Here is a 17,370-nt window from a genome sequence, read left to right on the forward strand (position 1 = left end):
ACAAACCTCCTATACCATGGTATAATAAATCCAGAACGGCGATTATACCTTGATTTTCAGCTGTTTTTCCGCCCTTGGCGGAATATCCGAAAGACACGGCAATATACCACACCGGCGCTGCCGCCCTGGTATCCGTGTCGGTATTCGGCACTCTACTCTTATGAAAAAGTTGGTTGAAGTATGCCTGCATCTCTTTTGCCGCGATTGATCGTGGAACATCTGACGGACCTGACGCCGGAACTCCTGGGGGAGTACGGCATCCGGTCGTTGTTTATGGATTTTGACAATACCATCGTACCGTACACCACCGACAAACCCACCGAGGCCATGGACCGCTGGCTCACGGCCATGCAGGAGTCGGAGATTTTTCTGTGCGTTGTGTCCAACAGCAGGAACCAGCGGGTAGTGCGCTTCTGCAATGCTCATGGTCTGCACTGTGTGACCCATTCCAGAAAACCATTTCAGAAAGGCATCCGGGAGGCATTGACCCGTTACCATCTGGACCCCAGAACGACGGCGTTGGTGGGCGATCAGATTTTTACAGATGTGCTGGGCGCTAACTGCGGCGGTCTGACCTCCATTCTCGTCACACCCATTCGCCTGCATAATATTTGGCTGAAGCTGCGCAACGTAGCCGAGCAGCCATTTATCTTCCTGGCGCGGGGCCGTCGCCGTTGAATTGGATATTTTTTGCGCCATTGGCGGGAATGGGCTTGCTTTTTTAAAGAAAATGGGATATCATATCATTAGCTATGTATGTTTGTAATTCAAACAGCCATGTACAGTGGCAGCAAGATTTAGGAGGAACATCAAAGTATGATTTCTGTCAGCGATTTTAGAAACGGCGTCACCTTCGAGATGGAAGGCAAGGTCATGCAGATCGTGGAATTCCAGCACGTGAAGCCCGGCAAGGGTGCTGCCTTCGTCCGCGTCAAGATGAGAAACGTCATCACCGGCGGCGTGACTGAGACCACCTTCAACCCCAACGACAAGTACCCCACCGCTTTCGTCGAGAGAAAGAAGATGGAGTACTCCTACTCCGACGGCGACCTGTACTACTTCATGGACATGGAGACCTTCGACATGATCCCCATCGACAAGGCCGTTCTGGATGACAGCTTCCGCTTTGTCAAGGAGAACGACACCTGCACCGTCCTGTCCTACAAGGGCAACGTGTTCGGCGTGGAAGCTCCCAACTTTGTCGATCTGGTTGTCACCGAGACTGAGCCCGGTCTGGCCGGCAACACTGCCACCAATACCCTGAAGCCCGCCACCGTGGAGACTGGTGCCGAGGTCCGTGTACCCCTGTTCATCAACGAGGGCGACAAGATCACCATTGACACCCGTACCGGCGAATATCTGAGCCGCGCCAAGGCCTGATTTGTATCATCCTATGTAAGCGAAAGGAGAAACTACCATGACGCTTTCTGAAAAATCCGCATATCTCAGAGGTCTGATGGAAGGCCTTAAGATCGACACCGACAAGGGCGAGGGCAAGCTGCTGTCTGCCATTGTGGATATGCTGGAGGACGTTTCCTACGCCATTTCCGATATCGAGGCGGATGCCCAGGCTGTCTCCGACGAACTGGATCAGATCGAGGAAGAACTGGACGCCATTGAGGAGTACTTGGACGGCGATGAGGACGAGGATGACGACTGCTGCTGCTGTGACGACGATGAGGATGAAGACGACGGGGATGTGGATTTCGATTATGATGACGATGTCCTTTATGAGGTGAAGTGCCCCGTCTGTAATGAAATCATCACCATCGACGAGGACACCATTGCGCAGGGTTCTGTCTCCTGCCCCAAGTGCAACGAGACCCTGGAGTTTGAGGTGGACGAGGAAGAGTCTGAGGACTCCTGCTGCTGATTGCCAACCGCATAAGATGATAGAACAAACGCCGGAGCATCTGCTCCGGCGTTTTTGCGTGCTATGGGATCAATTTTAATTCATTCCAAGAGAAAAGAAACGCTCAGGAGCTCTTCTTTTCCGCCAACTTGGCACAGGCAGCGGCCAGGGCCTGGGACAGCTGATCGGGGCAGGACGTCTCCTTGAACCCGCAGCGGATGCCTTGGAGACGGCGGATGGCTTCGTCTGCTTCCATGCCTTCTACTAAAGCGCCGATACCCTGCAAATTGCCGTTGCAGCCGCCGGTGAATTCCACGTTGCGGACAATGGTACCATCCAGATCAAAGTGAATCATCCGGGAACATACGCCCTTGGTCTTAAATTCAAACGTCATTGGTAGTTTCCTCCCGTTTTATAGTCTGTTATTCTGTCAAATCACAGTAAGCGGCGGAACGGTACCGGCACAAATCGTCCGGGGAGAGAATGACTTGAACGCCCCGCTGACCGGCAGATACGGCGATTTCATCGCAAAGCTGGGCCGTTTCCTCCAGAAAAGTGGCAAAATCCTTCTTCATACCGATGGGACTGCATCCGCCGCGGATATAGCCCGTCAACCCCAGCAGTTCCTTCACCGGCACCAAATCCACCTTTTTTTCGCCGGCAGCCCGGGCGGCTTTTTTCAGGTCAAGAGAACAACAGACAGGAATGCAGAAGACACAGCATCCATGCTTTTCTCCCCGGGCGACCAGGGTTTTAAAAACGGTTTCCGGCTCCATGCCGATGCCCTCGGCGGCGTGCATACCGTTGAGGTCGTTTTCGTCATAGTCATAAGATGCAGTGCGATAGGGGATTTTCGCCTGATCCAGCAGCCGCATCACATTGGTTTTCGTCATAAACAGCACCTCAATTTCTAATAATACCACAATTTGCTCATAGACGCAAGATGGGGAATGGTATCTTCTGTGGTTACGCGCCGACGCAGTGGGCATACTAGGGATGAACGCTGTATGGAGGTGTGACCACATGGAACAAGAGAAACAATGTCGTTCGGATACGCAGCTGACGGAGTTGGGTGGAACCACGACGAGAACGAACGGGGGCACCATTTACACGCTGACCATTATCGGCCAGATCGAGGGCCATCAGGTGCTGCCCGATACGGTGAAGACCACAAAATACGAACACGTTCTGCCATTGCTGGCGTCCATTGAGGAAAGCGAGGAGATTGATGGATTGCTGCTATTGCTCAACACAGTCGGCGGTGATATCGAGGCGGGGCTGGCCATTGCCGAGCTGATTTCCGGCATGAAAAAACCCACGGTGTCCCTGGTATTGGGCGGCGGCCATTCCATCGGTGTGCCCTTGGCCGTATCGGCGAAAAAATGTCTGATTGCCCCATCGGCGGGCATGACTATCCATCCGGTGCGGATTTCCGGCACGGTGGTGGGAGCTCCGGCCACGTACCAGTATTTTAACCGGATTCAGGAGCGGATTGTGGAATTTGTCACGGCCAATTCCCGGATTAAACGGAATAAATTCCTGGAATATATGATGGCCACCGGGGAACTGGCGTCTGATGTAGGTACGGTGATCTACGGCAAAGAGGCGGTGGACTGCGGCTTGATCGACCGGCTGGGTAGCCTGGGCGATGCCCTGGAAGTTTTGCACCGTCAGATTGAAAAACAGGCCGGCAAGCAATCTGCAAAAAAATGACTTGGGAAAGTTGTGGAATTTCTCCTGTAGTTGTGATAAACTATACGATGAGTTTATAAACAACTACAGGAGGATATTTCATGAGTTACATCTCTGCCATCATTCTGGGTTTGGTGCAGGGCGTCGCGGAGTTCCTGCCCATCTCCAGCTCGGGACACCTGTCGCTGTTTCAGCACTTTTTTCAGCTGACCGATGTGGAGCATGACCACATGTTTTTCGATGTGCTGCTGCACTTGGGTACGTTGGTGGCTGTATTCTTTGCGTACCGCAGGGATATTGCTGAGCTGCTGCGGGAATTTTTCAGCATGATTCATCTGCGCAAGCTGCCCCAGGGGCAGACGCCGGACATTCCGGCCCGCCGCATGATTTTGATGATCATTGTGGCCACCCTGCCGCTGCTGCTGGTGTTCCCCATCAAGGACCGTGTGGAATTGCTGTATCAGAACACCTTTTTTATCGCCTTTGCGCTGGTGCTGACCGGTACGCTTCTGTTTGTGTCGGACCGGATGCCCAGGGGGCACAAGACGGCCGGGACTGCTACCATGGCTGACGCTATTTTGGTGGGTCTGGCCCAGGCGGTGGCCGTGGTACCGGGTCTGTCTCGCTCCGGCACAACCATTTCCGCCGGTATGGCCAGAGGATTTGATCGTACATATGCGGTAAAGTTTTCCTTCCTCATGTCCATTCCCGCCGTCTTGGGCGCCAATATTCTAAGCATTGTGGACGCGGTGAAGGAAGGTATTGATCCATCTCTGCTGCCCATGTATCTGGTGGGTGTGGTGGTGGCCATGGTTTCCGGCTATGCTTCCATCAGTCTGCTGCGGTTTATCGCCCGCAAGGGCCGGTTTGGCGGCTTTGCCTATTATTGCTGGGGTGTCGGTCTGGTGACACTGATTCTGTCTCTGATCGTGCCCTGATATCCTGTAGAAAGAGGAAGTATCATGGCTGAAACGAAAAAGAAACCTCGTTCCACGTCCGGCGGTAAATCGGCCAAACAGTCGACAACCCGGCGGACTTCGGCCCAGCGTTCCACGGGGAAAAAGCCCATTCACCGAGAAGTAGGGGCGGTGGTTTGCCTGTTTCTGGGCTTTTTTCTGCTGCTGGGATGCTTTGGGGTGGACGCCCTTTTCATTAAGTTGCTGCGGGATGTAACCCGTGGTCTTATCGGCAGCGGCCTGTACCTGTTGCCGGTGATTTTGCTGCTGAGTTTTTGGATACTCCTGTTCCATCGGGGCCGTCCGGTGAAGTTCCGCATGGTCTGTGCCTTCCTGTTGCCCATCGCCACCGGAGCATTGGGGCAGCTCTTTGGCGGTGTAAAGCCTGAGTGGACCGGCGCTGTGGTGGGGATTCTCTGGCGCGGCGGCATCAACGGTACCGCCGGCGGCCTGATTTCCGGCATGTTGGCTATGCTGTTTTCCAGCCTGTTCAGCACCGTGGGCGCCGTGGTGTTGTTTCTGGTCATCTTCGTCATTGGATTGCTGGGCGCACTGAACATGACCATTGTCAGTGTTATGCAGGCTATCCGCAATCGGCCCCGGCTGCCGGAGTATGACCCGCCGGAGGAAGAGCCGGTGGACACGGCGGCGACCATTGTCAATCATGTGGCTAATCGGCACATTGAACGGGTGGAGCAGCGTCGGGAGAAGAAGCAGGAGCAGCTGGCCAGACAGGCACAGCAGGCCCAGGAGCGTCAGGCCCGCAGTGCCGCCGATTTCGACTTGCCGGTGGATGAGCCGCTGCTGCCGCCGCAGGAACAGCCTGCGCCCAAGGTCACTCACGGGCTGCGCTCGCCGGATCAGTATCTGCTGGAACAGCAGCAGAAGGCGGCGGGAGAGCTGCCGCCGGAGGAAGCGGAAGAGAAGCAGACGGTCGATCAGGAGCAGGAGACCGTCCGGGAGGTGCTGGACGACGATCTGCTGGAGGTTTTCGATGCGCCCGTTCGTCCCATGCCGAAACCCATAGTCCCGGTGAACCCTGCGCCGTCCGCCCCTGCACTGGCTACCCCTGCACCGGCTGCTCCAACACCGGAGCCACCCGTGCAGTCTTCGCCGGTGGAGGAGACACCCCAAAAGGTCAAAGCGTCCGACGCGCAGCAGTCCGCCGCAGAGATTTCCATGGAAATCACAATGGGTGGGGGAGAGACCGGCGAATACGTATTCCCACCGGTTTCCCTGCTGCGTATGAGCCAGGGCGGCGACGTGGACGGCACCGAGGAAATGCGGGAAAATACCGAGCGCCTCAACGCCACACTTGAGAGCTTCAATATCGAGGCACATATTGTTAACGTCACTCGCGGCCCGTCGGTGACCCGGTATGAACTGGAACTGGACCGGGGCGTCAAGCTGTCCAAGGTTACCAATCTGGCCGACGATATCGCCCTGTCTCTAGGTGCGTCCGGTGTACGTATTTCCGCTATCCCCAACAAGATTTCCGTGGTGGGCATCGAGGTGCCCAACCGGTTGGTCAGCACCGTTTTGGCCCGGGATGTGTTGGATTCCAAGGAGTTTGAGCAGAGCAAGTCGAAGATCTCCTTTGCCGTGGGCAAGGATATCGGCGGCAACCGTATTATTGGCGATATTGCCAAGCTGCCCCACCTGCTGATTGCCGGTACCACCGGTTCCGGTAAGTCGGTCTGTATGAACTCCCTGATCATTTCGCTGCTGTTCAAGGCCCGACCCGACGAGGTTCGTCTGATTATGGTGGACCCCAAAATGGTGGAATTGGGCATTTACAACGGCATTCCGCACCTTTTGATTCCCGTGGTCACAGACCCGAAGAAGGCGGCGGGCGCGCTGCAATGGGCTGTCACCGAAATGATGCGCCGCTATCGGGCCATGGCCGATGCCGGTGTTCGAGACCTGGACTCATATAACAAGCTGGTCAAATCCATGGACGATGAGCGCAAGCCCATGGAACAGGTGGTGGTGGTCATCGACGAGCTGGCCGATTTGATGCTGGTAGCCGCCAAGGAAGTGGAAGAATCCATCTGCCGCATTGCACAGATGGGCCGTGCTTCCGGCATCCACCTGGTCATCGCCACCCAGCGTCCTTCCGCCGATGTTATCACCGGTCTGATGAAAGCCAATATTCCTTCCCGTATTGCGTTCGCTGTGGCCTCCGCCATGGAATCCCGCATCATTCTGGACACCCAGGGTGCGGAAAAACTGGTGGGTAAGGGTGATATGCTGTACGCGCCCCTGGGCCAGGGCAAGCCTAAACGTGTTCAGGGCTGTTTCATCACTGATGAAGAGGTCCAGGAGGTGGTCAGCTTTATCAAGCAGTCGTCGACCCCCAACTATTCCGACGAGGTCCAAGCGCAGATCGAGCAGAAGATGGAGCAGGGCGGAAAGGGAGACGGCGGCGGCAATGCGGCGGCCGACAGCGGCGGCGAGGGCGACGAGCTGCTGCCCGATGCTGTGGAGGTCATTCTGGAAACAGGACAGGCTTCTGTCTCCATGCTTCAGCGGCGACTGAAGCTGGGTTATGCCCGGGCGGCCCGCATTGTGGACGAGATGGAAGACCGGGGCATTGTGGGTCCCTTTGAAGGCTCCAAACCCCGCCAGCTGCTCATTACGCGAGAACAGTGGGAAGTGATGAAAAACGGCGGCACCGTCCAACCGGAACCGCCGGTAGAGGAAGAGATTCCCTAAAAACTGTACCATCTGTAAAAAAAGCCGAATGGTTTTGAGCATCCCCGGCAGGTATTGCCTTAGCGGTATCTGTCGGGGACATTTTTTCAACCACTGGACGCATTGGGTGGCAAAAATATGAGGGTATTACAATGTTTTTATATTACAAAGTATCAAAATGGATTGATTCTGCACTAAAACAAGATGTTCCTGATGCCGTCACGGCATTTTGCTTCAACCTGTATGATGATGGAAGCGGGAAATGGTCTATGGAGCTGATTGGCGCCAGCCGCTTTGATTTGGAGGATACAGACTGGCCGTGTGATGAAGTGACGAATTTTATGACACGGGAAATCCCCTTTCAGTGGAGAGATTCTGCAAAATGGGACACTGTTTTGCAGAACATGATGGGCGTGTTGCAGAACTATCTCCAAACAGGCCAGTATGCAGATCTTCTCAAAAGCAAAAGTGGCGTGGGAATTGGATTTGTGGATGGTGATATCGAAATTCTATTTCATCAATAGCGGAAGGAGTGAGCCGGCGTGGGCGCAGGAAAGCATAAATCGTTTGGAACGCCACTGAAATCATTTCTGATCCTTGATTTTTTGATTCTTCTCCTGTCCTTTGTGGGAACAGCACAGTTCGCAAAGGAAGCGTATCAGCTGATGTCATTTGCTGGATTTGCGGCCATCTTTGCATTGTTTTGTTCTCTTGTGTATTGTGGATTCTCCCTGATCGTGTTTGCGTTGCTGGGGGTGGCATTGTGCCGGCAAACGGTTATTTTTGCAGCTGTTGCATTCTTCCTGCAAATTCTGATTCGGATACCTTCCATTTTCTTTGATATACTGGATGGCTATTTCCTACACTCCTGGCATGATATTATAAAAATGGTTCAAATTGTCATGGGAATTGTCGGAGTGAGTGGTTTACTTTTTCGATATGTACATAGAAGAAATAAGACAGACCAATTATGAGAGCGAAATACCATGAGAAGATGCGCATTCGCGCACAGAGACACGCCACGCCTTTCTCACTTCAAAACCGAATACAGAATCAAACAGTGCTTGTCAGTTTCCAGTGAAAGTGACAGGCACTTTGTTTTTGTTTCGGCGAGACTGCCGCTTGTTGATCTCCAAAGCGGCCAAGCGGCATTATTGCATCCATCCAGGAGCATAGACCGGGCTGCCGCCACATAAGGTGAAGCGGAGGGAAGCGTATGTACCAACGAAAACTGCGTCAAGTCTGTTCTGTGCTGCCGCCCCAATTGGCGGCCATGGTGTCCCAGTTGCCGCTGGAACAGGAAGAACAACTGGAGGAACTGCGGCTGAGGTGCGGCAGCGAGATCACTATGGTCTGCGGCGGCCGGGAGCAGCCATTGAGTTTGACCCGCCCCATGCTCTGCACCCGGGACTTGCTGGAACATCTGGTAAATCTGGCATCGTCCTATTCCACCTACGCGGTGGAAGAGTGCCTGCGACAGGGATATCTGCCACTGGAAGGGGGGCACCGTCTGGGCCTTTGCGGTACGGCTGTGGTACAGGATGGCCGCATTGCCACCATCAAGGATATCTCGTCGGTCAATCTGCGGGTGGCGGGGCAGCATTTGGGCTGTGCGACAGCGCTGCTGGATGCCCTGGGTCCCAATCCCGGCAATGTGCTGCTGGTGGGACCTCCCGCCAGCGGTAAAACGACGCTGCTGCGGGATTTGATCCGCCAGCTATCGGACCGGTTGGACCGGCGGGTGGGTGTGGTGGACAGCCGCGGAGAGATTGCGGCGTCGGTCCGGGGACAGCCACAAATGCAGGTGGGCCGTCGAACCGATGTGTTGACCGGGATACCAAAGGACCAGGGACTGGAACTGCTGGTGCGCACCATGAGCCCACACTGGGTAGCCGTGGATGAAATCACGGCTAAGGCCGACATTCGTGCCATGGTCCGGGCGGGATATTGCGGCGTCCGTCTGCTGGCAACGGCTCACGCCTTTGGGCGGGAGGACTGGCAGCGGCGGGCGTTGTATGAGAAGCTGCGCAAGCGAAAAATCTTTGCCAATCTGGTGTTTCTCGATGGGAAGCGCCGCTGGACATTGGAAAGGGTGGAGGAAGGATGCTGAAAACCATGGGAATCCTGATGGTACTTTTGGGGGCCGCCGGAACCGGCGGCTCCATGGCCTTGGGGGTATACCGGTCCAATGTGTTGCTGCGGCAGCTGTTGGCGGCTATGGAACTGTTGCACAGCGAACTCTCGTTCCGCCGGACGCCTTTACCGGAGGCCATGGAGGCGCTGGCCCATGCGAGTCAGGGAGCGGTGGCGGCTTTTTTCCAGGCTATGGCCCGGGATTTGGCCCTGCGGCAGGAACGGTCTGTGGCCGTTATTATGCGGAAAAATCTTATGCGGTCCAGTTTTACACCCCAGGCCCGCCGAATTTTACAGCAGTTGGGGAACGGTCTGGGACAGTATGACCTGGACAGCCAACTGCGGGCCGTTGCTCTGGCAGAGAAGCGGCTGCAGGAACGGCTGGACGAAGCACGGGCCCAGCAGGCCGGACGCATCCGCAGTTATTGCACTCTGGGCGTCTGTGCCGGGCTGGCCATTGCCATTCTGGCATGGTAGGAGACATATGGGCCGCAGGACCGGCATAGACTGCACTATGGCGAGGGGGACAGGCTCCCCAATCTGGAACAGAAGAGAGGCAGACTCATGGACATTGATCTGATCTTTAAAATTGCCGCCGTCGGTATTATCGTCTCCATCCTCAACCAGGTATTGGTGCGGTCGGGCCGGGAGGAGCAGGCCACCATGACCACACTGGCGGGGCTGGTGGTGGTGCTCATGATCGTCGTGCAGCGCATAGCCGAATTATTCGATCTGGTCAAGGACCTGTTTCAATTCTGATGGAACCGTTTTTGAAGATTCTGGCCCTGGCCCTGGTGACGGTGCTGGCCATCCTGCTCCTGCGGAAACGGACGACGGAATTTGCCCTGGTCCTGTCTCTGGTGTGTATCAGCGCGTTGTGCTTCTACGCCGCCACCACGTTGCAGCCGGTGATGGACATGCTGGAACGGTTGGAAACACTGTCCGGTGTCCATGGCGCTGTGCTGGCGCCGGTGGTCAAGACGGCCCTTATCGGGATTCTGACCCATATTTGCGCTGGAATTTGCAGTGATGCCGGAGAAAACGGGATCGCCCGTATGGTGGAGCTGTGCGGCACGGCCATGGCTCTGTACTTGTCCACGCCGTTGATCACAGCGGTGCTGGACCTACTGGACACGCTGCTGGGAGGTGCTGCTCCATGAGACGATGGCTGCTGAGTTGTTTGGCGGCACTGCTGCTGGCGGTGACTGTGGGGGCCACCGATCTGGCGGAGGAACAGCGGCAGGCCATCGGTATCGACGGATTGCAGGAGGGACTGACCGGCGAAACGGCGACGCTGGTAGAAGACCTGTCCCCGGTGGAAACAACCGACCTGAGCCATGGCTTGTCATCCATCTGGCAGAAACTGCTGCCCCAGTTGGATACGGTGATCCTCAGTGGTGTCCGAACGGCCATTTCGTTGATGGCTGTGGTCATTCTTTGCTCCATGGTGACCCAAATGGAGACGAAGCTCTCCAAAAACGCCGTGCTGCTGGCGGGAACCCTTGCGATTACGCTGCTCAGTGCCGCCAACGTACACACCATGGTGGGACTGGGGCGGGAGACCTTACAGGAATTGCAGAGTTTCAGCAGCCTGCTGCTGCCCGTCATGGCGGCGGCCACGGCAGCCAGCGGCGGCGTCAGTTCCGCCGGAGCGCTGTACGCCGCGTCGGTACTGGTGTCCAACATTTTAATGACCGTCATCAATTATATTCTTATTCCAATTCTATACGCCTATCTGGCCGTATCGGCGGCCAATGCCGTTCTGGGCAATCAGACGTTGGCCAGAGTGCGGGAGCTGGGGCGGTGGATTGTGACCAATGGCCTAAAACTGACGGTGTTTGCGTTCACCGGTTATCTGAGCCTGTCGGGTATCTTGTCCGGCGCGACGGACCAGTCGGCGCTAAAAGCGGCAAAGCTCGCCATGGGCGCAGCGGTGCCGGTGGTGGGCGGCATGATTTCTGATGCGTCGGAGACGGTGCTGGTCAGTGCCGGGATATTACGCAGTTCGGCGGGAGTGTTCGGCATGTTGGTGGTCGTTGCCATCTGCCTGCTGCCGTTGATCCGGTTGGGCGTCCAGCATCTTCTATTGAAGCTGACGGCGGCGCTCAGCTCCACTGTGGGAGAAAAGCCGCTGGTGGACCTCATCGAGAGTGTATCCGATGTTATGGGATTTCTGATGGGTATGACAGGAGCCAGTGCCTTTATGCTTCTGATTTCCTGCGTCTGTTCCCTAAAGGTGGTGAGTTCATGAGCGAGGCGGTACGGCAGTATCTGCTCTCGGTGGTGGCAATGGCCATGCTGGCTGGTGTCCTGTTGGCTCTGGTGCCTAAGGGGGCGGTCCACCGGTCCCTCAGTTTTCTGTGCGGCCTGGCTATGATTCTGGTAGCGCTGGGGCCGTTGGCCCGGGTCGATGTGGATGCTTTGGCTCAGGCCATGTCCCGTGCCAAGATGCAGGCGGAGGAAGCAGCCTGGGGCGTCACCATCGACAATACCCAATGGGTGGCCGATATCATAAAGCGGGATGCGGAGACATATATATGGGACAGGGCTGAGGACTTGAATATATGGCCCGAGGCCGTGGAGGTGACGGTAGCCGTTGGCGGAACATACCCATACCCCTACAGCGCCGACATTACCGCTGCGGCCGACCCAACCCGGCAGAAACAGCTGGAGCGGGCGCTGGAGGCAGAACTGGCAATCCCGGCAGAACGACAGGAGTGGCACGAACCATGAAGGAAACCAACTGGAAAGCGGGTCTGCATCACAATTTGCAGGTCCTGGGAAAATTCAAATATCCTCTGGCCATTTTGCTGCTGGGGCTGGTGCTGCTGGCCTGGCCCACAAAGGAAGCGGAAGTGCCGGAGACCACAGCGGCTCCGGAGGAGACGGTCGTGGTCTCCAGCAACGGACCGGAGCAGCTGGAACAGCGCCTGGCGTCCCTGCTGAGCAATATGGAAGGCGCTGGGCGGGTGGAGGTGCTGTTGCAATACGCGGCAGGCCCCCGGACTGTCTACCAGACCGACAGTACCCAGGAGGTGACTGACGGCAGCGACGAAAAGACAACAGCCGTTACCATTGAAACGGTGCAGAGCGGCGAGGGACCGGTGGTGGTCCAGACCGTGGAACCTACCTTTATGGGGGCGGTTATTGCCGCGGAGGGAGCGGACCAAGCTTCGGTCCGGCTGGATTTGGTGAACGCGGTTTCCAGTCTCACAGGGCTGGGGGCGGACCGTATCACAGTGATCAAATTAAAATAACCAGGAGGAATGGACAATGAAGAATTGGAAGCGGAATGCGGTGACAGCTGTGGTGCTGATGTTTGTCTGTGCAGGTGTGTATCTCAATTGGTCCTACAACCAGCAGAATACCACCAATCTGGCGGACACCCTGGATGCACAGAAGGTCATGGGAGAGAATCTGGTGCTGTCCAACGACGGCGCGGTGACAGAAACCGGCGGCGAAGGGGGCGGCAGCGCGGTCAACGACTACTTTGCCGAGGTGCGGCTCAGCCGTCAGACGGCCCGGGACAGTGCCGTGGAGACGCTGCAGGAGACCATTTCCTACGCCGGGGAAGAGGAAGACGTGTCGGAGGTCTCCGGCCAGCTTAACAGCATCGTCAACGATGCCCTGGCAGAGTCACAAATTGAAAGTCTGGTGGTGGCCAAGGGCTACGAGGAGTGCGTGGCGTACATGAATGAGGACAATATTTCCATTGCGGTGTCGGCGCCGGCGGAGGGCCTCAGTGCCACCGATGTGGCCCTGATCTCTGATATCGTCACGTCCCAGTCGGACTACACCCTGTCCCAAATTCGGGTGATCGAGGTCAAGTAAAAGAATCTCCTTGTAATTTTCCTGAATTGTGGTAAAATGGTACCATCAAGGAGGGATTCCCCATGGGTGAAAACAAGGAATATCTGTCTGCCACGCAGGAGAACGGCTCCATCCACATTTCTCAGGAGGTCATCGCCTCCATCGCTGCCCTGGCGGCCAGCGAGGTGGAAGGCGTCTGTGGCCTCAGCGCCAACCTCGGCTCCGACATTGCCGAGCTGCTGGGCCGGAAAAACCTGGGCCGCGGCGTGAAGATCACCATCCACGATGACTCCATCGCCATCGACTGCTATGTGGTGGCCCTGTTCGGCTACTCCGTTATTGACATTGCCAAGAATGTCCAGGAGCGGGTGGTCACGGCGGTGGAATCCATGACCGGCGCCACGGTGCGCAGCGTCAATGTGGACATCTGCGGCATCTCGCTGCCCAAGGAAACAAAAAAATAATTTCCGAAAAATAAACCCTTTGTGAAAACAGAGGGTTTATTTTTTTGATTCTTTTCGCTATAATGTATCTACTATAACATGGGGGAATCGAGATTATGACTAGAACCAACGCCCGCGAGATTGTGGTACATCTGATCTACGGCATCAATTATACAAAGGAAACCGCCGACGAGGCCATGGTCTCCCGCTTTGCCCAGGACTACTATGAGACGCTGCAGGAGGAGAATGATATTTACGCCGAGCGTCCCAATCAGAAGCAGCTGGCCTATATCGCCCAGGTGGTCAACGGCATCGAGCAGAAGCAGGAGGAACTCAACGGCTATATCACCAAATATGCCATCGGCTGGAATCTGGACCGCATTTCCCGGCTGGCCCGATCTATTATGCAGCTGGCCATGTACGAGTCCCTCTATGTGGAGGATGTCCCCACGTCCGCGGCCATCAGTGAGGCCGTGGAGCTGACCCGCAAGTACGAGGACGAGGATGTGGTATCCTTTGTCAACGGCATTCTGGGCAGCTTTGCCCGTGAGGTCGCCCAATGAGCTGCCTCGGTTTCGATACCAGCAACTACACAACTTCGGTGGCCTGTTTTGACGGCAAGGATGGCCTAAACTGCTCCCGGCTTCTCGATGTCAAGCCGGGGGAGCTGGGCCTGCGCCAGAGCGACGCGCTCTTTGCCCATGTGAAGCGGCTGCCGGAGTTGTTTGCGCATTTAAAGGAACAACGGGACCTGGGGCAGATTACCGCCGTGGGCGTCAGCACCCGGCCCCGGCCCGTGGAAGGCTCCTATATGCCCTGCTTTCTGGCAGGGGAGTCCCAGGCCACGGTGCTGTCGGCGGCGCTGGATGTGCCCCTGTATCGCTTTTCCCACCAGGAGGGCCACATTGCCGCATCACTTTGGTCGTCGAACCGATTGGAACTGTTGAAACAGCCCCATTTGGCCTGGCACCTGTCCGGCGGTACCACAGAACTGCTGCTGGTAGAACCTTGGGGCAAATCAGCCCGGGGTACCAAGATCGGCGGCACCACGGATATTTCTGCCGGTCAGCTCATCGACCGCACCGGCAAACTGCTGGGCTTGCAGTTTCCGGCGGGCAAATCCATCGACGCATTATCCCAGGAGACGGATGCGAAGGAGTGCTTTCGGGTCAAGTGTAAAGATCTGACCTTTTCTCTGTCCGGCGTAGAAAACAAGGTGATGCAGTACGCTGAAGGCCATAGCCCCGCCGAGACGGCTGCCTACGCTTTGCGCAGCGTCATCGGGGCGGTGCTGACAGCCACGAACCACGCCCGAACGGCATATCCCGGTCTGCCGGTGGTGTTCTCCGGCGGCGTGGCATCCAACAGTCTGTTGCGCCAACAGGCCACGGGCTTTGATGCCGTGTTCTGCCCACCCCAGTACGCCACCGACAATGCCATGGGCATCGCGGTACTGACATGGTTACAGGAGGGCGCATAGTATGGAGTACCCCGTTTATGAAGTGTCGCAGATCAACGCCTATTTAAAAGATAAATTCGACAGTGATCCGTTTTTAAACGGCATCTGTATCCGCGGCGAGTTAAGCAACTACAAGGTCTATCCGTCGGGCCACCACTATTTTACGCTGAAGGACAGCGAAGGGGCGTTGCGGGCCGTCTTGTTCCGCAACAGCGCCATGCGTCTGCGGTTTCAGCCCCAGAACGGTATGAAAGTGCTGGCAGTGGGCCGCATTACCGTCTATCCACGGGACGGTGGCTATCAGTTGTACTGTGAAAGCATGATGGTGGACGGTGTGGGTGACCTCCATGTGGCCTATGAGCAGTTGAAAGAGCGGCTCCAGGCAGAGGGATTGTTTGCTCTGGAGCATAAAAAAACCTTGCCGCCCTATCCCCACCGCATTGCCGTTATCACCTCCGGCGCCGGTGCAGCCATTCATGACATTCTGCGGGTGCTGCGTAAGAGGTATCCTTTGAGTAAAGTGCTGTTGCTGCCGGTGCGAGTCCAGGGGGAGGAGGCCCCAAGGGAGATTGTCGGGGCCATTCGATACGCCAACCGCTGGCAGCTGGGCGATGTGATTTTGACGGGACGTGGCGGCGGCTCCATGGAGGATCTGTGGGCGTTCAATGATGAACGGGTGGCCCGGGCCATCTATGAGTCGGAAATCCCAGTGGTGTCGGCGGTGGGACACGAGCCGGACGTCACCATTGCGGATTTTGTAGCCGATGTGCGGGCAGCTACGCCATCCAACGGCGCGGAGCTGATTGCCCCCGATCAGACGGAGCTGCGGCAGCGTCTGGCGTCTTATGAAAAGCGGCTGTGCGCCGCCATGGAGCGGCGGTTGAAGCTATCGCGGCAGCAGCTGGATGCACTGAGCAGCCGCCGCGTGCTCCAAAGTCCAATGCACTATATTGAGGATCGGCGGCTGATGCTGGACCGTGCGCAGGAACGGATGATTCTGGCAGCTCAGCACCACCTGGAACGGAAGCGGCGGAACTTTTCCGCCTTGGCCGCGGCCTTGGATGCTATGAGTCCGTTGAAGGTCCTGGCACGGGGCTACTCGGTGGTAAAACAGCAGGGCTGTGTGGTAAAATCGATGGAACAACTGTCTGTGGGCCAGCAGGTACAGCTTTGTCTGTCCGATGGTAACGCCCTGGCCCGGATAGAGGAATTAGAGAAGGAGGACATGCCCCATGGAACAGTCCAAGACCTTTGAAGCGTCGGTGCAACGCCTGGAGGAGATTGTACGGCGGATGGAGGGCGGAGAACTGCCGCTGGAAGAAGCGCTGTCCCTGTTTGAAGAGGGAACGGCCCTCGTCAAATCGGCCAATGCTCTGCTGGATGCGGCGGAGTTGACGGTGGTCAAACTGAAAAAGGGCGCTGACGGTGCGCCGGAGGAAATGGAGTTTGAGAGCCATGAGTGAGTTTCAAGAGCAACTGCAACGATATGTAGACGCGGCGGAGCGCTTTCTGAATCAGCAGTTTGTCTGGGAGCCGGCGCCGCAGAAGACGCTGCTGGAGTCCATGCGCTATAGCCTGCTGGCTGGAGGAAAGCGGCTGCGGCCGGTGCTGACCATGGAATTCTGCCGGGCTGCCGGCGGCGATTGGCAGAAGGCTGTTTCGTTTGGCTGCGCTCTGGAGATGATTCACACCTACAGCCTGATCCATGACGATCTGCCGTGTATGGACAATGACGATTTCCGCCGGGGCCGTCCCACCAACCATAAGGTCTATGGGGAAGCCATGGCGGTGCTGGCTGGTGACGCCCTGCTGACGGCGGCGTTTGAGACGGCGGCCGCTGCCGACGCTGCACCGGCGGTCATTGCGAAAAATGTGGCCATTCTGGCGGGCTGTGCCGGTGCCCGCGGCATGGTGGGCGGTCAGGTTCTGGACCTGGAAGGGGAGACCCGACCGTTGGAGGCCGACTATATTCATCAGCTGCAGCAGATGAAGACGGGTGCGTTGCTGCGGGCTGCCTGCCTGATGGGTGTCACCACCGCCGGAGGCAGTCCGGAGATGATACAGGCGGCGACGGAGTACGCCGACGGCGTGGGTCTGGCGTTCCAGATTCGGGACGACATTCTGGACGTCATCGGCGACGCCGAGAAACTGGGCAAGGCAACTGGTATGGACGAGCACAAAAATACTTTTGTCCGGCTTTACGGCGTGGACCGCTGCCAGAAGATGGTAGAGGAGGAGACGGAACGGGCTGTTGCGGCCCTGTCGGTGTTCCCAACGCCGGAGTTTCTGCGGGACTTGGCCCATTGGCTGGTCCGGCGCGATCACTGAATT

24 protein-coding genes are annotated in these 17,370 nt (G+C 56.8%); 22 read left to right on the forward strand and 2 right to left on the reverse strand.

All coding sequences use genetic code 11. The features are described 5' to 3' along the window. Positions 1 to 180: 180 nt before the first annotated feature. The 3 genes from ACTQ33_RS07780 (at position 181) to ACTQ33_RS07790 (ending at position 1,873) form a co-directional block, all read left to right on the forward strand. Positions 181 to 678 (forward strand): YqeG family HAD IIIA-type phosphatase, encoded by a 498-nt coding sequence (locus ACTQ33_RS07780; RefSeq protein WP_441463623.1) that lies wholly within the window; start codon positions 181 to 183, stop codon positions 676 to 678. Positions 679 to 816: 138 nt separating this feature from the next. Beyond that, a complete protein-coding gene (gene efp, locus ACTQ33_RS07785; RefSeq protein ID WP_441463625.1) occupies positions 817 to 1,380 on the forward strand; it encodes an elongation factor P in 564 nt (187 codons plus the stop codon). A gap of 37 nt (positions 1,381 to 1,417) precedes the next feature. Beyond that, positions 1,418 to 1,873, forward strand: coding sequence for a CD1247 N-terminal domain-containing protein (locus ACTQ33_RS07790; RefSeq protein ID WP_441463626.1), 456 nt, complete (start codon positions 1,418 to 1,420; stop codon positions 1,871 to 1,873). A gap of 103 nt (positions 1,874 to 1,976) precedes the next feature. Here ACTQ33_RS07790 and ACTQ33_RS07795 read toward each other — a convergent pair whose 3' ends face one another. Continuing rightward, positions 1,977 to 2,246, reverse strand: a complete 270-nt coding sequence (locus tag ACTQ33_RS07795; RefSeq protein WP_441463628.1) for a TIGR03905 family TSCPD domain-containing protein — start codon at positions 2,244 to 2,246, stop codon at positions 1,977 to 1,979. Between the two features lie 28 nt (positions 2,247 to 2,274). Next, positions 2,275 to 2,745, reverse strand: a complete 471-nt coding sequence (gene ybaK, locus ACTQ33_RS07800) for a Cys-tRNA(Pro) deacylase (protein WP_441463629.1) — start codon at positions 2,743 to 2,745, stop codon at positions 2,275 to 2,277. Positions 2,746 to 2,875: 130 nt separating this feature from the next. Between ybaK and ACTQ33_RS07805 the strand changes: the two genes are divergently transcribed. From ACTQ33_RS07805 to ACTQ33_RS07895, 19 genes are all read left to right on the forward strand, one after another. Next, positions 2,876 to 3,565, forward strand: coding sequence for a ClpP family protease (locus ACTQ33_RS07805; RefSeq protein WP_441463631.1), 690 nt, complete (start codon positions 2,876 to 2,878; stop codon positions 3,563 to 3,565). Between the two features lie 80 nt (positions 3,566 to 3,645). Continuing rightward, positions 3,646 to 4,482, forward strand: a complete 837-nt coding sequence (locus tag ACTQ33_RS07810) for an undecaprenyl-diphosphate phosphatase (RefSeq protein ID WP_441463632.1) — start codon at positions 3,646 to 3,648, stop codon at positions 4,480 to 4,482. A 24-nt stretch (positions 4,483 to 4,506) separates the two neighbouring features. After that, positions 4,507 to 7,215, forward strand: coding sequence for a DNA translocase FtsK (locus ACTQ33_RS07815; RefSeq protein ID WP_441463634.1), 2,709 nt, complete (start codon positions 4,507 to 4,509; stop codon positions 7,213 to 7,215). 131 nt (positions 7,216 to 7,346) lie between these two features. Beyond that, a complete protein-coding gene (locus tag ACTQ33_RS07820; RefSeq protein WP_441463636.1) occupies positions 7,347 to 7,718 on the forward strand; it encodes a hypothetical protein in 372 nt (123 codons plus the stop codon). 18 nt (positions 7,719 to 7,736) lie between these two features. Then, complete coding sequence (locus ACTQ33_RS07825) at positions 7,737 to 8,168, forward strand: hypothetical protein (protein ID WP_441463637.1); 432 nt, start codon at positions 7,737 to 7,739, stop codon at positions 8,166 to 8,168. A 242-nt stretch (positions 8,169 to 8,410) separates the two neighbouring features. Next, on the forward strand, positions 8,411 to 9,304 hold the full coding sequence (locus tag ACTQ33_RS07830) for an ATPase, T2SS/T4P/T4SS family (protein ID WP_441463639.1): 894 nt from the start codon (positions 8,411 to 8,413) through the stop codon (positions 9,302 to 9,304). Between the two features lie 5 nt (positions 9,305 to 9,309). Then, on the forward strand, positions 9,310 to 9,804 hold the full coding sequence (locus ACTQ33_RS07835; protein ID WP_441463641.1) for a stage III sporulation protein AB: 495 nt from the start codon (positions 9,310 to 9,312) through the stop codon (positions 9,802 to 9,804). 87 nt (positions 9,805 to 9,891) lie between these two features. Continuing rightward, positions 9,892 to 10,086, forward strand: coding sequence for a stage III sporulation protein AC (gene spoIIIAC / locus ACTQ33_RS07840; protein ID WP_441463643.1), 195 nt, complete (start codon positions 9,892 to 9,894; stop codon positions 10,084 to 10,086). Beyond that, entirely contained in the window at positions 10,086 to 10,487 is a 402-nt protein-coding gene (locus ACTQ33_RS07845; protein ID WP_441463645.1) for a SpoIIIAC/SpoIIIAD family protein, read from the forward strand. The genes spoIIIAC and ACTQ33_RS07845 overlap by 1 nt, the downstream gene beginning before the upstream one ends. After that, positions 10,484 to 11,578 (forward strand): stage III sporulation protein AE, encoded by a 1,095-nt coding sequence (locus tag ACTQ33_RS07850; protein ID WP_441463647.1) that lies wholly within the window; start codon positions 10,484 to 10,486, stop codon positions 11,576 to 11,578. Before ACTQ33_RS07845 ends, ACTQ33_RS07850 begins: the two co-directional genes overlap by 4 nt. Continuing rightward, positions 11,575 to 12,060: a hypothetical protein gene (locus ACTQ33_RS07855; RefSeq protein WP_441463649.1), complete on the forward strand. Its 486-nt coding sequence runs from the start codon at positions 11,575 to 11,577 to the stop codon at positions 12,058 to 12,060. Before ACTQ33_RS07850 ends, ACTQ33_RS07855 begins: the two co-directional genes overlap by 4 nt. Further along, positions 12,057 to 12,584 carry a hypothetical protein gene (locus ACTQ33_RS07860; RefSeq protein ID WP_441463651.1) on the forward strand — a complete coding sequence of 176 codons (528 nt, stop codon included), beginning with the start codon at positions 12,057 to 12,059 and terminating at the stop codon, positions 12,582 to 12,584. Before ACTQ33_RS07855 ends, ACTQ33_RS07860 begins: the two co-directional genes overlap by 4 nt. Positions 12,585 to 12,600: 16 nt before the next feature. Next, the gene (locus ACTQ33_RS07865; protein WP_441463653.1) at positions 12,601 to 13,158 is read left to right on the forward strand and encodes a SpoIIIAH-like family protein; all 558 of its coding nucleotides are present in this window, start codon (positions 12,601 to 12,603) and stop codon (positions 13,156 to 13,158) included. 62 nt (positions 13,159 to 13,220) lie between these two features. Continuing rightward, entirely contained in the window at positions 13,221 to 13,601 is a 381-nt protein-coding gene (locus ACTQ33_RS07870) for an Asp23/Gls24 family envelope stress response protein (RefSeq protein WP_441463655.1), read from the forward strand. A 95-nt stretch (positions 13,602 to 13,696) separates the two neighbouring features. Continuing rightward, the gene (gene nusB / locus ACTQ33_RS07875) at positions 13,697 to 14,143 is read left to right on the forward strand and encodes a transcription antitermination factor NusB (protein ID WP_441463656.1); all 447 of its coding nucleotides are present in this window, start codon (positions 13,697 to 13,699) and stop codon (positions 14,141 to 14,143) included. Beyond that, positions 14,140 to 15,060, forward strand: a complete 921-nt coding sequence (locus ACTQ33_RS07880) for a DNA-binding protein (protein ID WP_441463658.1) — start codon at positions 14,140 to 14,142, stop codon at positions 15,058 to 15,060. Before nusB ends, ACTQ33_RS07880 begins: the two co-directional genes overlap by 4 nt. Before the next feature lies 1 nt (position 15,061). Further along, positions 15,062 to 16,294 carry an exodeoxyribonuclease VII large subunit gene (gene xseA / locus ACTQ33_RS07885; protein ID WP_441463660.1) on the forward strand — a complete coding sequence of 411 codons (1,233 nt, stop codon included), beginning with the start codon at positions 15,062 to 15,064 and terminating at the stop codon, positions 16,292 to 16,294. Beyond that, positions 16,272 to 16,502: an exodeoxyribonuclease VII small subunit gene (gene xseB, locus ACTQ33_RS07890; RefSeq protein ID WP_441463662.1), complete on the forward strand. Its 231-nt coding sequence runs from the start codon at positions 16,272 to 16,274 to the stop codon at positions 16,500 to 16,502. Before xseA ends, xseB begins: the two co-directional genes overlap by 23 nt. Further along, a complete protein-coding gene (locus ACTQ33_RS07895) occupies positions 16,495 to 17,367 on the forward strand; it encodes a polyprenyl synthetase family protein (RefSeq protein ID WP_441463664.1) in 873 nt (290 codons plus the stop codon). Before xseB ends, ACTQ33_RS07895 begins: the two co-directional genes overlap by 8 nt. Positions 17,368 to 17,370: the final 3 nt, after the last annotated feature.

Source organism: Candidatus Avoscillospira sp. LCP25S3_F1 (assembly GCF_052117125.1).
GTDB lineage: Bacteria > Bacillota > Clostridia > Oscillospirales > Oscillospiraceae > Avoscillospira_A.

Coding starts and splice junctions, on each gene's coding strand:
- ACTQ33_RS07830 (WP_441463639.1), top strand. CDS start 8,411: ATGTACCAACGAAAACTGCGTCAAGTCTGTTCTGTGCTGCCGCCCCAA.
- efp (WP_441463625.1), top strand. CDS start 817: ATGATTTCTGTCAGCGATTTTAGAAACGGCGTCACCTTCGAGATGGAA.
- ACTQ33_RS07795 (WP_441463628.1), bottom strand. CDS start 2,246: ATGACGTTTGAATTTAAGACCAAGGGCGTATGTTCCCGGATGATTCAC.
- xseB (WP_441463662.1), top strand. CDS start 16,272: ATGGAACAGTCCAAGACCTTTGAAGCGTCGGTGCAACGCCTGGAGGAG.
- ACTQ33_RS07810 (WP_441463632.1), top strand. CDS start 3,646: ATGAGTTACATCTCTGCCATCATTCTGGGTTTGGTGCAGGGCGTCGCG.
- ybaK (WP_441463629.1), bottom strand. CDS start 2,745: ATGACGAAAACCAATGTGATGCGGCTGCTGGATCAGGCGAAAATCCCC.
- ACTQ33_RS07880 (WP_441463658.1), top strand. CDS start 14,140: ATGAGCTGCCTCGGTTTCGATACCAGCAACTACACAACTTCGGTGGCC.
- ACTQ33_RS07865 (WP_441463653.1), top strand. CDS start 12,601: ATGAAGAATTGGAAGCGGAATGCGGTGACAGCTGTGGTGCTGATGTTT.
- xseA (WP_441463660.1), top strand. CDS start 15,062: ATGGAGTACCCCGTTTATGAAGTGTCGCAGATCAACGCCTATTTAAAA.
- ACTQ33_RS07845 (WP_441463645.1), top strand. CDS start 10,086: ATGGAACCGTTTTTGAAGATTCTGGCCCTGGCCCTGGTGACGGTGCTG.
- ACTQ33_RS07855 (WP_441463649.1), top strand. CDS start 11,575: ATGAGCGAGGCGGTACGGCAGTATCTGCTCTCGGTGGTGGCAATGGCC.
- spoIIIAC (WP_441463643.1), top strand. CDS start 9,892: ATGGACATTGATCTGATCTTTAAAATTGCCGCCGTCGGTATTATCGTC.
- ACTQ33_RS07780 (WP_441463623.1), top strand. CDS start 181: ATGCCTGCATCTCTTTTGCCGCGATTGATCGTGGAACATCTGACGGAC.
- ACTQ33_RS07860 (WP_441463651.1), top strand. CDS start 12,057: ATGAAGGAAACCAACTGGAAAGCGGGTCTGCATCACAATTTGCAGGTC.
- ACTQ33_RS07850 (WP_441463647.1), top strand. CDS start 10,484: ATGAGACGATGGCTGCTGAGTTGTTTGGCGGCACTGCTGCTGGCGGTG.
- ACTQ33_RS07895 (WP_441463664.1), top strand. CDS start 16,495: ATGAGTGAGTTTCAAGAGCAACTGCAACGATATGTAGACGCGGCGGAG.
- ACTQ33_RS07835 (WP_441463641.1), top strand. CDS start 9,310: ATGGGAATCCTGATGGTACTTTTGGGGGCCGCCGGAACCGGCGGCTCC.
- ACTQ33_RS07870 (WP_441463655.1), top strand. CDS start 13,221: ATGGGTGAAAACAAGGAATATCTGTCTGCCACGCAGGAGAACGGCTCC.
- ACTQ33_RS07815 (WP_441463634.1), top strand. CDS start 4,507: ATGGCTGAAACGAAAAAGAAACCTCGTTCCACGTCCGGCGGTAAATCG.
- nusB (WP_441463656.1), top strand. CDS start 13,697: ATGACTAGAACCAACGCCCGCGAGATTGTGGTACATCTGATCTACGGC.
- ACTQ33_RS07820 (WP_441463636.1), top strand. CDS start 7,347: ATGTTTTTATATTACAAAGTATCAAAATGGATTGATTCTGCACTAAAA.
- ACTQ33_RS07805 (WP_441463631.1), top strand. CDS start 2,876: ATGGAACAAGAGAAACAATGTCGTTCGGATACGCAGCTGACGGAGTTG.
- ACTQ33_RS07790 (WP_441463626.1), top strand. CDS start 1,418: ATGACGCTTTCTGAAAAATCCGCATATCTCAGAGGTCTGATGGAAGGC.